The 13,151-nt window shown below is 45.3% G+C and carries 10 protein-coding genes; all 10 read left to right on the forward strand.

Annotated elements, in window-relative coordinates; translation table 11 throughout:
- On the forward strand, nucleotides 1-658 hold a 658-nt coding region (locus ACO1R6_RS03485), incomplete at its 5' end, for an amidohydrolase family protein (RefSeq protein ID WP_486262218.1).
- 195 nt (nucleotides 659-853) lie between these two features.
- Entirely contained in the window at nucleotides 854-1,486 is a 633-nt protein-coding gene (locus tag ACO1R6_RS03490; RefSeq protein ID WP_486262219.1) for a 3-keto-disaccharide hydrolase, read from the forward strand.
- 240 nt (nucleotides 1,487-1,726) lie between these two features.
- Nucleotides 1,727-2,671 (forward strand): amidohydrolase family protein, encoded by a 945-nt coding sequence (locus tag ACO1R6_RS03495; RefSeq protein WP_486262220.1) that lies wholly within the window; start codon nucleotides 1,727-1,729, stop codon nucleotides 2,669-2,671.
- A gap of 40 nt (nucleotides 2,672-2,711) precedes the next feature.
- On the forward strand, nucleotides 2,712-3,698 hold the full coding sequence (locus ACO1R6_RS03500; RefSeq protein ID WP_486262221.1) for an amidohydrolase family protein: 987 nt from the start codon (nucleotides 2,712-2,714) through the stop codon (nucleotides 3,696-3,698).
- Nucleotides 3,688-4,494 (forward strand): amidohydrolase family protein, encoded by an 807-nt coding sequence (locus tag ACO1R6_RS03505; RefSeq protein WP_486262222.1) that lies wholly within the window; start codon nucleotides 3,688-3,690, stop codon nucleotides 4,492-4,494. Before ACO1R6_RS03500 ends, ACO1R6_RS03505 begins: the two co-directional genes overlap by 11 nt.
- Nucleotides 4,495-4,563: 69 nt before the next feature.
- Complete coding sequence (locus ACO1R6_RS03510) at nucleotides 4,564-5,925, forward strand: DegT/DnrJ/EryC1/StrS family aminotransferase (RefSeq protein WP_486262223.1); 1,362 nt, start codon at nucleotides 4,564-4,566, stop codon at nucleotides 5,923-5,925.
- A 19-nt stretch (nucleotides 5,926-5,944) separates the two neighbouring features.
- Nucleotides 5,945-7,855: a hypothetical protein gene (locus ACO1R6_RS03515; RefSeq protein ID WP_486262224.1), complete on the forward strand. Its 1,911-nt coding sequence runs from the start codon at nucleotides 5,945-5,947 to the stop codon at nucleotides 7,853-7,855.
- A 180-nt stretch (nucleotides 7,856-8,035) separates the two neighbouring features.
- Nucleotides 8,036-9,202 (forward strand): hypothetical protein, encoded by a 1,167-nt coding sequence (locus ACO1R6_RS03520; protein WP_486262225.1) that lies wholly within the window; start codon nucleotides 8,036-8,038, stop codon nucleotides 9,200-9,202.
- Nucleotides 9,203-9,333: 131 nt separating this feature from the next.
- On the forward strand, nucleotides 9,334-12,396 hold the full coding sequence (locus tag ACO1R6_RS03525; RefSeq protein ID WP_486262226.1) for a heparinase II/III domain-containing protein: 3,063 nt from the start codon (nucleotides 9,334-9,336) through the stop codon (nucleotides 12,394-12,396).
- Nucleotides 12,397-12,977: 581 nt separating this feature from the next.
- Nucleotides 12,978-13,151, forward strand: a 174-nt coding sequence (locus ACO1R6_RS03530; protein ID WP_486262228.1) for a twin-arginine translocation signal domain-containing protein, incomplete at its 3' end; no start/stop codon positions are given.

A 13,151-nucleotide genomic window follows, 5' to 3' on the forward strand; every position in this document is an offset into this window, starting at 1 on the left:
AAAATGGACACCGCCAGAGTTCCGGGAAGCGAATGATTTGGTTATAAAGGCGGTGCAGCAATACCCCGACCGGCTGGTGGGGCAGCTTACCCTAAACCCAACTTACCCAAAAGAGGCGCTGGAAGAAATAAAACGCTGCGTGGACATGGGCATGGTGGGCATGAAAATCTATAACTCAGTAAAAATTAATGACCCGCTTTTTTACCCGATTATCGAGCAATTTATCGACTTAAAAATGCTGGTACATGTGCACGCCGAAAGTACCCTAGGCGTGGGTGGCTACCGGATGAAATATGATGTAAAAAAAGCGCCAAACATGTCGGTGCCCGAAGATTTTGTGGCGATTGCCAAACGTTACCCCGAGGCCATGTTTCAGTACGCGCACATTGGAGGCGGCGGCGATTGGGAATATGCCTGCAAAGCGCTTAAAAACTCACCCAATGTGTTTGTTGATACCGGCGGCAGTAACAACGAAGCGTTACTGGTCGATTTTGCGGTACAGGAATTAGGAACTGACCGCGTATTCTTTGGCTGCGATAGCTCTTATTTACAAGGGGTAGGAAAAATATTGGCGGCTAATTTAACCGAGGCGCAAAAACGGAAAATCTTTTTTGAGAATTATAATAAAGTGTTAAAGAAGGCTGGCCACCAGATTTAAATCCATTTTAGCAATAAGCCAAACTGTATAGATCAATTAAATCAGGACAGATATTTCTCAACTTATAACCATTTATACCCAGCAGTATTTTTAATTATCATGAAAATTTCCTTAAAAATTATTAGTGTACTTGTACTAGCTACTTTTTTAATATCCGGTAAGGCTACCGGAAAACTAAATAATAAACCTCCGCGCATGAAAAACAAAAAAACTGGCTGGATTACTCTTTTCGACGGCAAAAGCCTGAAAGGATGGCACGGCTACAACAAAACCGGTGAAGTTAAAAACTGGGTGGTAGAAGATGGCGCGCTGGTTTGTTTAGGTGCTCAAAAAGGTATTAGCGGCGGCGATATAGTAACTGACCAGCAATTCGAAAATTTTGAATTAGCCTGGGAGTGGAAAATAGACCAGGGCAGTAACAGTGGCGTTTTTTACCATGTAATTGAAAACCCAAAATACAAAAAGCCTTCCGAAACCGGCCCCGAGTACCAAATTATTGACGATGTGAATTTTCCGGCTAAACTCGAAGAATGGCAAAAAACCGGTGCCGACTACGCCATGAACCTGCCCAATGACAAAAAGAAATTAAATCCCGTTGGCGAATGGAACACGAGTAAAATAATATTTAACAAAGGCAAAGTAGAGCACTGGTTAAACGGCGCCAAAATCGTGAGTTTCGAGGCCTGGACACCCGAGTGGACGAAGCAAAAAACGGAAGGCAAGTGGAAAGATTATCCAGATTACGGCTCGGCTAAAAATGGCCCGATTGTGCTGCAGGACCACGGCAACAAAGCGTATTTTAAAAACATCCGGATTCGGGAATTATAATATTTAAGCTGCTTCGCTTTTTATAAAATGGCTGAAATCATTGCCCTGGCTGGGTGTTTTTACTAGCCAGAAGTTTGGCAGAAGCTTTAGAATTGGCGGTGATAATACCACCCATGGCGTCCGATTCTGTTCGGAATAAATACAGAACAGCTTCTCTAGCAAGTACTAAATAATCATAATAAAGGTCATTCAAATATTGCTGCGGCATTAAGAAGTGATCTGATATTTAAGTAAATAAAAATGAACCGGAGGAAATTTTTTACCAATACGGCGCTTTCGGCGGCGGGCGTAATGCTGGCTGATAACCTGGCGGCTAATACACTCCGGGAAAGTTCGGCCGCAGCAACTGCAGAGCCAGTCAGTACAGCTTCGTCTTATAACCTGATGAAGGATTTGCGGAAGTACCGGAAATTGGATGCGCACGTGCACGTAGATTTATACCACGGCGGGCCGGAAGAGAACCTGAAGTTTGCCGACCGACTGGGCATCGAAAAGCTGTTTATTTCGCGTCCCATTACCAGCGGTCCGGGTGCGCCCCAGGATTTTATTCAATCGAATAATATTGTCCTGAAGGCTATAAAACAATACCCCGACCGCTTTATTGGGCAATTTACGGTAAACGTGGAGCACCAGCAGGAGTCGCTGGAGGAAATAAAACGCTGTGTGGATTTGGGTATGGTGGGCTTAAAGGTTTATACCCAGGTAAAAATAAATAACCCGCTGTTTTACCCGATTGTCGAGAAAATGGCCGACCTGAAAATGATAATCCACATGCACGCCATGTTGCAACTGGGCCTGGGTGGTTACCGCATGAAATACGACACCAAGATGCGGCCCAATACCTCCATACCGGAAGATTTTGTGGATATCGCCAAACGCTACCCCGAAGCCATGTTTCAGTTTGCTCACATTGGTGCTGGCTGCGATTGGGAATATACCTGTAAAATGCTCAAGCATTCGCCCAATGTGTACGTCGATTCTTCGGGCAGCAGCAACGACGAATACATGCTCGATTACGCCGTGAAAGAATTAGGCGAAGACCGGGTGTTTTTTGGCTCCGATAACTGCTATTACCAATCAGTAGGTAAAGTGCTGGCTGCCAACTTAACCGAAACCCAAAAAAAGAAAATATTCTTCGATAACTATAACCAGGTTCTAAAAAAGTCCGGGAAAAATATCTCCTGATAAAACAAAGCTCCCCAACCAATATTTGATGTAAGCCTTTATGAAGCATAAAATGAACCGCCGGAAATTTTTTACCGATACCGCACTTTCGGCGGCCGGTGTACTGGTAGCGACTAATAGTTGGGGTTTACCGAAACCGGCAGTGGCCGAAGCACCAACCACGGTTAACCCGGCGGCTTCTTACAATTTAATGCAGGAAGTAAAGAAGTTCCGGAAGATTGATGCCCACGTGCACGTAGATTTAGGAACCAGCGATTTAGCCGTACAAAAAAAACTGGCCGATAAGCTGTTAGATTATATGGACCGGCTGGGAGTAGAAAAATTAGTGCTCTCGAAACCGGTTACCCGGCTGGTGAGTGGCGTACCGGTTGGTACCACCGAGGCTTACAAAGACCACAACGATGTGGTGCTGTATGTCATGAAACTGCACCCCGACCGCTTTACCGGCAACATGACGGTAAACCCCTTTAACCCCAAAGAGGCCCTGGAAGAAATTAAGCGCTGCACCGATGCCGGTATGATTGGCGCCAAATTGTATTACCAGGTTAAAATCAGCGACCCCGCGTATGCACCCATTCTGGAAAAATTCATCGACCAGAAAATGGTTATTCATAGCCACGCCGAGTGCCAGATTGGGGTAGGTGGTTATCGCATGAAGTACAATGGCTATAAACCCGCCGGGGTTTCGATACCCGAAGATTTTGTAGCGGTAGCCCAACGATACCCCGAAGGTGTTTTCCAGTATGCGCACATTGGCGGCGGCGGCGATTGGGAATATATGTGCAAAGCGCTCAAAAATTCTCCCAACGTGTATGTAGACACCTCGGGCAGCAATAACGAAGAAAACCTGATTGATTTTGCGGTGCGCCAGTTAGGCGAAGACCGGCTTTTGTTCGGTTCCGATAATTGCTATTACCAGTCGGTAGGGAAAGTATTAGCCGCCAACCTGACCGATGCCCAAAAGCAGAAAATATTCTTTCATAATTATAACAACCTTTTAAAAAAGGCCGGAAGACATGTTAATTGATATAAATGCCTATGTGGGTCACTGGCCCTTTCAGCAAATGCAATACAATACCTGCGAAAAATTGCTGAAAAGAATGAATCAGTTTGGGGTAGATGTTTCGGTAATCAGCAACCTGAACGGGATATTTTATAAAAATACCCAATCGGCCAATGAAGAACTCTACGAAGAACTGAAAAGCAATAAACGCTTCCGCGATGCCTTTGTTCCGTTTGCCGTAATTAACCCTATTTACGCCGGCTGGCGCGAAGATTTTGATACTTGCATAAATAAAATGGGCATGAAGGGCCTGCGCCTGTATCCCAAATACCACGACTACGATATTACCGACCCGGCTTGTATAGAACTGGTAAAAAGAGCCCGCGACAAAGGCATTCCGGTAGCTTTTAACCTGCGCATGATAGACAGCCGGCAGCGCTCCTGGATGGACATTGATTACGTGGTAGGCACCCCCAAACCCGAATGGAACCTGAAAAATATTCTGCCCATTATCAAAGCCGTGCCGGATGCCAAATATATTATCCTGAACCTGGCCAACGGTGCCAGACTGACCGAAGAAGAGATGGCGCTGGTGAAAAAAACAAATTTATTGATTGATACCTCCGGCCGCTCCATAAACGATATGGGCGTGGAGTTGAAAAACTTTGGAAAAGAAAAATTTGCCTTTGGTACGCATTCGCCGATTCTGGATTATGTAACCGGCCAACTGCGCATAGAATCTTTGTACGACACAGAGGCCGATGCCCCAACCAAAGAGCTGTTGCGCTCGGGCAACGCCAAACGCCTGCTTGGTATCTGATAAAACTGTGTTGGGCAGAATAACTATCGATTATAATAAATAATTAATAAACCTTAAAATCCGGGAAAAATGAAAAATGAATTTACCAGACGGCGTTTCTTGACCGCCGTGTCCTTTGGTTCCATCGGGGCCATGGTTGCCCAGACTATTCCGTCTTTTGGTAAACCCATCCGCACCAAAGCCGATAAGTTAGCTATTTTGGGCGGTTCACCGGTACGTACCAAAGACTGGCCCAAGTGGCCCAGTATGATCGTAGACGATAAAATGCTCGAATCTATTACCAACACCACCAAAAGCGGTATTTGGTCCCGGATTCAGTCGCCTACCGGTACAGTGGTTACTTTTGAGAAAGAATACGCCAAACTCATGGGGACTAAATATTGCGTGGGCACCGGCTCCGGCACCCAGGCACTGGCCACCTGCGTAGAGGCGATGGGCATTGGCCCCGGCGACGAGGTAATAACCTCGCCGTATACCGATTTTGGTACCATTTCGGCCATTTTAACCAGCCGGGCCTTACCGGTTCTTGCCGATTTAGACCGGGCTTCTTTTCAGTTAGATCCGGCCGATGTGGCTAAAAAAATAAATAAAAATACCAAGGCCATTATTCCGGTGCACATGATGGGCATGCCCTGCGACATGCAAAGCATTATGGCCCTGGCTAAAAAGCACAATTTGCGGGTGATAGAAGATGCCTGCCAAGCCAATTTTGCTAGCTACCAGGGCAAGCAATTAGGCACCATCGGCGAGGTAGGTTGCTTTAGTTTCCAGGCCAGTAAGCAAATTTCCTGCGGCGAGGGCGGCGCTATTATTGGTAATGACGAAGCCCTGATGGATAGATGCTATACGGTACAAAACCACGGCACCGACCGCAAAGGCAGCAACGTAACCATCGGCCCGAAATACCGCATGAACGAATTTGAAGGAGCTATTCTGCTGGGCCAATTACCGGGTGCCAAAGAGCGCTTTAACCTGCGCAACGAAAACGCCAGATATTTAAATTCAAAACTAAAAGGCTTTAAAGGTTTGGTACCCCAAAAACAATATGCCGGTACCGAAAGCGGCGGATATTACCATTATGCCATGTCGTACCACAAAGCGCATTTTAACAACGCCGACCGGAGTAAATTTCTAAAAGCCATTGGGGCAGAAGGGGTTAAGTTAAGCCCTTATATTGCCAAAGGTTTACACGGCGAACCCTGGGTAGAGCACATCTTAGGTTTACCCGAATATAAAGAAATGTACACGGCGGCCCGCCTGCAACAATATCGCCAGGAACTAAAATGCCCCAATTGCGATATTGTGGTAAACGAAGAAATGGTAATCCTGTCGGGGGTAAATTCTTTGTTGGGTACGAAGCAGGATATGGACGATGTAGTTAACGCCATTATGAAGGTTTATGACAACCGCGACAAACTAGCCGCTATTTGATTTTTAATACTGCTAAAATATGTATTATACTACCCATTCGCTGAGTAGATTTCTCTTTCTTGTTGGCTTATTTTGCACTTTTGCCGGCCGGGGTAGTGCCCAGAATTTGGGAAATGGTTTCACCGACCACGGGGTAGCCTCGCCGATTAGCAACCACCGGGGCACGGTGGCTACCGTCGATGGCAATGGCCGGAATGTGGTGCTGGTTTGGCTTTTTGACTACCGGGGTGGTTACGCTTTATTGCTAATAGATGCCGAAACTGGTAAAAGTGAGGAGTTTCCCATGCCATTTTCACCGGGTAAAGACACGCCTTATGCTTCCATCTTATCGAGCCAGAATAAATTTTATACCTTATTCAACAGCCATTTTGTAGAGTTTGATCCGGTAAAGCGGGCCTTTACTTTTCATAAAGCTACTATGCCCAAAATGGCGATGGGTATGACCGAAGACGATAACGGCGTAATCTGGGCGGTAACTTATCCCAACAGCGGGGTGGTTTCTTTTAATCCCAAAACCCGCGAAATAATAGACTACGGGTATGTATACAAACAAAACTGGGCCCAGTACCAACGCTTTGTAGCCACCGACGATACTGGCTGGTTGTATTTTGCCTTAGGTAGTACGGCCAGTCAGATTGTTGCCTTTAACCCAAACTCCCGGGAGGTGAATCCCATTTTTACGGAAGCCGAGCGGCAACGGGGTAATGCTTACCTTTACCGCGACTTAGATGGTAAAGTTTACGGGCAGGCTTTACAAAGCAAAACCGATTGGTACCAGTTGCACGGGGGCAAAGCAAAAAAAATAGGCACGCACCCTAAGCGAAATCCCAAGCCCATTATTACCAATAGCCAAACTTTGTTTCACAACCGTTTCCCCGACGGTAAAATAATAAAATCCTGCAACCTGGTAGACCGCGAACTAGAAGTAACCGATCCGCAAACCCAAACTACTAAAAAAGTAAAATTTAACTACACCAGCGAAGGCGCCTGGGTAATGGGAGTAGGGGTATCGCCGGATGGCACCATTAGTGGCGGTACGGCTTTCCCGATGCGTTTTTTTAGCTATAACCCTAAAACAAACAGCTGGATAAATAAAGAAGCCTATGGCCAGTTTAATGCCATTACCCGGCAAGGTAAAATGTTTTACTTCGGCGTTTACCCCCAGGGCTCCTTGTTAGAATGGAATACAACCCAACCCTGGGTTAAAACCGTGAAGAAAGAAGACACTAATCCGCTTTTTCTCACCAATGTGTCGCCGGTCATTCACCGGCCGCACCGGGTACTGGCCCACCCCGATGGTAAAACCGTGATAATGGGTGGCACCCCGGAATATGGGTATACGGGTGGTGGCTTGCTGTTCTGGGACAGAGAGAAAAAAGCGCAAACCCTGCTCCGAGATACAGATCTTATCCCGGATCAATCGACTATGAGTATGGTAGCTTTGCCCAAAGGTAAGTTGCTGGGCGGTACTACTACCGCACCCGGTACCGGCGGCGAGAAAAAAGCAACTGAAGCAGAACTTTACCTAATAGATATTGCCTCGAAAAAGGTAGAGTGGCACCAGGTGATTTTTCCCGGAACACAGGCTTTTACCGATATGTGTCAGGGGCCAAAAGGCTTAATTTACGGCATTGCCGACCGGAAAAAGTTTTTTGTTTTCGACCCCGTTCAGAAAAAGGTTGTGCACGAGCAAAACGTGGAAGCTAGTTTTGGCCTAACGGCTGCCGAACAATCGCCCCGGGTTTTTGTAGCAGGACCTAAAAACCAGATTTATTTATTGTTTCACAAAGGCATTGTGCGGGTAAATGCCGGTACTTATAAAATGCAACTGATTGCCGAATCGCCGGTAGCCATAGACGCGGGCGGCGATTACCTGGATGGCCGCATTTATTTTGTGAGTGGCTCGCATTTGTGCAGCTATAAACTGTAGTAAAAATGTACTGGTATCCCACCCCAGAAATAAAAGAAGTTTAAGCAATTCACCATGTCATTCAGGCGGAAATTATTTGGCTTACTACAATATAGTTTCTACCTGAATGACCGGAATGGGTTCTATGGACAAACAAACTGTTTGCAAGAAAATTTTGCGTTACATCATTAAGTAATAAGAATGAAAATTTTATTATTTAGAGGCTGGCTCCTGTTTTTATTAGGTTGTGGTACAAATATTAAAAAAGAAGGGCTAGAGCAAGTACCAATTTTTGAGCCAAGGCAAACTTACTTTTCTATCCTTAAAAATTTAGATCCTGAATTTCCAGGTCGGGGTATTGATGTTTATAATAATGTGTCGGAAGATAGGCCCATGGCCTATGGATTGATATTGAGTGCTGAGGCTAACCGGTTTAAGTTTGAAGGGGACTCTAGTGCTTTAAGAATGGTTAGAAAATGCGGTAAATGGCTTGTAAATAATTCTGATAGAAATAAGAACGGCATAATAGGATATGGCCTGGCAGATGCTTGGGATGCCTTTGGGGATTCTACTTTAAATCCGATACATCAGGAATATACCATTACTACCGCCGTGGTGGTAAAAGCGCTTTTAGATTGGTGGGAATGCGATAAAAAATCACCTCATGCTAAAGAGGCCTTATCTATTGCTTTAAAATGCATGGCCCCTTATTTAAACAACACCTATGACTCGCCCCTAGGCATTCCGGCCTACTCTTTAAGTACCTACGACCGAAAATATGATGTTTTTAATCCTGCTACTTACCTGGCCGGGCAAATGTGCAGAATAGCTCGAATTACAGTCAATGATTCCTTATCAAACCTTTTAAATAAAAAGAGCCAGAAAATAATTTCTGTAATGCGCAACAACCAAATGCAGGATAAACAAAATAATCTTTATTGGAACTACGGCCTAACGCAAAAGAGACCAAATGACTTAATTCATATGGCTTATATTGTGGAGGGGCTTAGAGACTTTAAAGATAATGGCGGAGATTTAGGTATTTCCTGGGAGGGGATAATCAACCACGTCTGGTTGTTTAGATCCGGAAATAAATGGTACGAACGTATTGGGAAAAATCATCACAACCACGAAGAGAATGTTAGACTCTGGGCTCTTGGATTGTTAATGTATACTTTTTCTAGAGAGGGCTTGTTTAAGACCATCGACAGTACACTATTGCCTCAGTTAGCTTTATATAAAAAAGCAGATAATAGCTTGAAATTTAAAGAGAATGATGAAAGAACTATGATAAGGCAAGACGCCCATGTACTGCTGGGTCTTAGTTATTTTTTATTCAGAGAAAAATCATTACCTGCAAAAAAATGAGTAAAGCCGTGCGGCCTAGACTTGCTGCTTAAAATAATCTTAAAATAATCTCCAGTATAAACCTGGAAATAATCCGGCTCCCCTAAAGCAATTTTAAGGAGGTTTAATATTCAAATTTAATACTAATACAGATGCGGAATTTTGCTGCTTTTTTTGTATTTACTTTTACCTGGGTTTTACTAACTTCCCAAACCCTGTTAGCCGCCCGCCCGTATGGTGGCCGGTATACTGCCGAGCGGGTAGCCAATCTGCGTAATAATTGCGAAAAGTATGATTGGGCCCGGCAAATGCGCGAGGCGGCTATCATCAACGCCAAACCCTGGGTATCTATAAAAGACGAAGAACTCTGGGCCATGGTGCCGGGGCAGGATTTGCCCCGTTGTATTGATGTAACGTTTGACCGCTTAACCACCGGTCCTAAATTTCTGGGCTGCCTGAAGTGCGGCGATAAAATATCGCAGTACGGCAATTACCCGTATAACCCGGATTTTGTAAATAAACCCTGGAAATTAACCTGCCCTTCCTGTAAATCGGTTTTCCCAACGAACGATTTTGCCAAATATTACAGTAGTGCCCTGGATAAAAATGGCTTGTTTAACCCGGCTTTAGGCGACAGAAAGTTATTATATAACGCCGACCATCCCGACCCCAAAGATCCTTTGCATAAATTTGGCGTGGACGACGGCTTTGGGTATATCGACCAGAATGGTCGGGCGCACCGCTTTATCGGGTATTATACCTGGAAATATTGGATGTACCTGAATAATGGGTTATCGGCCTTGGCCGATGCTTACCTGTATACCGGCGATAAGCAATACGCCCACAAAGCTGCCATTCTGCTCGATCGCATTGCCGATGTTTACCCCAGCATGGACTGGAAACCTTATGCCGACCGGGGCTGGTACCATTCGGATGGCGGTACCCACATGGGTAAAATAGAAGGCTCTATCTGGGAAACCAATGTGATACAACGGTTTGCCGATTCGTACGATAAAATTTTAAGCGGTACCCAGGACGATCCCAGCTTGTATGCTTTTCTGCGGACCCAGTCTCAAAAATATCGTTTACCCAATACCAAAGGTACCCGCGATTTATTTGTGCAAAACGTAGACGATGGTATTCTCCGGGCCGCCTATAAAGGTGTGCTTTCCGGGCAAATAAGGGGTAACCAGGGCATGCACCAGCTTACGGTAGCCATGTGCGCGGTAGCTCTTAATTCCGAACCCGAAACCACCCAGTGGCTCGACTGGCTGTTTGCCCCCGAAGGCGGCGCTATTCCGGGTTTAATGGTGAATCAATTCGACCGCGACGGTACCACCGACGAAGGCGCGCCGGGGTATACGTTTATGTGGGGCGATTTAATTACCAAATTAGCCTCTTTGCTGGGCGATTATCCGGCTTATACCAAACACAATATTATCCGGGATTTTCCGCAGTTTGGCGCTACGTTTACGGCGGCTTACCGCTTAGCCGTTCTGGGTAAAGCTATTCCAAATATTGGCGATGCTGGGTCCACGGGTTCTGTTTCCAAAAGCTACGTCAATCCTAAATTTATGGCGCAGGGTTACCAGTTTACCCGCAACCCTGAAATTGCCATTGCCGCTTACCGGGCCAATAATAATTCGGCGCAGGGGCTTGGCCGTGATATATTTTCCAAAGATCCGGAAGCCTTAAGTACCGAAATAAAGCGTATTGCCGAAAAAGCTGGTCCGCGACCGGTGGGTGGTTACTTAATGAGCGGTTTTGGTTTGGCTTTGCTCGAAGCCGAAGCAGGTAAATCGGGGGTGGCCTTGGCCGGTAATTACGGCCGTACTATTAAGCACGCACACCCCGATATGCTTAATTTTGATTTGTTTGCCTTTGACCGTTGGTTAGCGCCCGATTTGGGTTATCCGGAATTTGCTACCAATATGCCCAATAACACCGAGTGGAACGGCAGCACCATTTCGCATAATACCGTATTGGTTAATCAGAAACCGCAAAAAGAGATCTGGAGCGGTTCTACCCAATTATTCAAACAACTAAAAGGCTTTGGCGTTTTCCAGATCGACGGTAAAAAAGCTTATCCCGATCTGAAAGAATATAACCGTACTTTGTTTTTAATTGGGGGCGATGGTAGTAGCCAGGATAGCAACGCTTACGTGGTAGATATTTTCCGGGTAGTTGGCGGGCAGGACCATCTGTACAGCTTCCACGGTCCGCCCGGCGAAATAAAAACGACCGGTTTAAAGCTACAGGTGCAACCCAAAGGTACTTACGCCGGCGAAAATATTCCGAAGGGCGCCGCTGCCAAAGGTTTCCCGATAGGTTATTCTTTTTTGTACAATGTACGCCGCGACCAAAAACCACCTACACAATTTACCTTGGATTGGCAAGCCCAGGCCGGTTACCGCGGCCTTACCGATAAAGATGGCGTACACCTGCGGTTCCATGCCTTAACGCCCACCCAAGATGTGGCTATGGCGCACGGCGACCCGCCACAAAACAAACCGGGTAATCCCAAGCAACTGGGCTATTTGCTCATGCACCGGACGGGCACCGATTTAAACAGCACTTTTGTATCGGTAATAGAACCATACCGGCATCAGCCTTTTATAAAATCGGTGCAGCGTATTGACGACGGCAAGGGAACTGCCGTGGCAATTAAAGTGGAGCGCGTAGACGGTACCACCGACTTTGTCTTGTTTAATCCCGAAGAAAATAAACCATGGCAATTGCCCAACGGGCTAGCTTTAACCGGCAAAATAGGTTACGTGCGCGAATCAGACGGGAAAGCAAATCAAGGTGTTTTGGTCAATGGTTCGGCCCTGAAATATGGAAAACTAAACCTGAAATCGGACGGGGTAATTACGGGTAAGGTAGTCCAAATGAATAAAGAACAAGCCGGCGGTGGCTGGTTGGTAGTAGATGCTAAACTGCCCACTGATGGCAGTTTAAAAGGCGAACAGATTATGGTAGAAACCACCGGTGAGCGCGATGCATGTTATACTATTCAGGATGTGAAACGGCAAGGAAAACAGACGAAGGTATTTTGCGGGCCGGTATCGTTTGTACAGGCTTATCAGGGGCCAACCATGGTGGTGCGCACTGCCCGGGTACCCCAGGATTATACCAAAGGCTATATTTATGATTTTGAAGAAGGTGCACCCTTTAAAATTATTTTGCACCAGGCATATAAAGCAAAAGCCAAATAATACGGTCTGGTAAAGCAGCAAGCTAATAAATTGGGGCAACTGCGGTTTGGCATGAATCTTTAAATTTTATTTGGAGATGCCCGATAATTTGTAAGAAATCTAGCCTGATTATTAAATATTAACAAAATAAAAAAGTAGAAAAAAATTAAATATATAAATTATTTCGTACCTTCGGGTACGTACACGATTTGCAGGGTTTGGTTTGGAACAGGCATACTTAGATTAAATATTTATTGTACTATACAGCTTTATTGGCGGGGTAATATTTTAAGTAAGTTTTAAGTAGCCACAACAGTTTTAACGCCAACGTCTTTGGTTTCCCGATTTTAGAAACAGACGTTTGGTTTTAATGACAGGCAGGTTACCCGAACTATGACCCCGTCTTAGTTTTCGGAATATTTTATAACTGGGTTATGGCTGAACGGGACATTACTAAAAATTTTAAAGGAGCAAATAATCCTCGTCCTTAAACCGGGTTAAAAATCAGCAGTTAAAAGATACATACTAAAGAAACGATAGCGGCCGGAACAAAGGCACTAATAAGCCCGCTCAGATATGTTAAACTCTTTTAAACTAACACCATGAAAAAATCTTTTGATAGAAGAGAATTTATGAAAACAGCGGCCGTAGCTGGCATTGGTTTAGGCTTACAGTTAAGCACCGGTCCGGCATTTGGTAAAGAAAAAACAAAAGGCAAGCGGGTAGGCATTATTGGTTTAGATACCTCGCACAGCATTGCTTTTACGAAAGAGTTA

The organism is Adhaeribacter sp. (assembly GCF_057359045.1).

What these genes read in the sequence shown, in the direction of transcription:
- ACO1R6_RS03515 (WP_486262224.1), top strand. Translation starts at nt 5,945, where the DNA reads ATGTATTATACTACCCATTCGCTGAGTAGATTTCTCTTTCTTGTTGGC.
- ACO1R6_RS03500 (WP_486262221.1), top strand. Translation starts at nt 2,712, where the DNA reads ATGAAGCATAAAATGAACCGCCGGAAATTTTTTACCGATACCGCACTT.
- ACO1R6_RS03520 (WP_486262225.1), top strand. Translation starts at nt 8,036, where the DNA reads ATGAAAATTTTATTATTTAGAGGCTGGCTCCTGTTTTTATTAGGTTGT.
- ACO1R6_RS03490 (WP_486262219.1), top strand. Translation starts at nt 854, where the DNA reads ATGAAAAACAAAAAAACTGGCTGGATTACTCTTTTCGACGGCAAAAGC.
- ACO1R6_RS03505 (WP_486262222.1), top strand. Translation starts at nt 3,688, where the DNA reads ATGTTAATTGATATAAATGCCTATGTGGGTCACTGGCCCTTTCAGCAA.
- ACO1R6_RS03510 (WP_486262223.1), top strand. Translation starts at nt 4,564, where the DNA reads ATGAAAAATGAATTTACCAGACGGCGTTTCTTGACCGCCGTGTCCTTT.
- ACO1R6_RS03525 (WP_486262226.1), top strand. Translation starts at nt 9,334, where the DNA reads ATGCGGAATTTTGCTGCTTTTTTTGTATTTACTTTTACCTGGGTTTTA.
- ACO1R6_RS03495 (WP_486262220.1), top strand. Translation starts at nt 1,727, where the DNA reads ATGAACCGGAGGAAATTTTTTACCAATACGGCGCTTTCGGCGGCGGGC.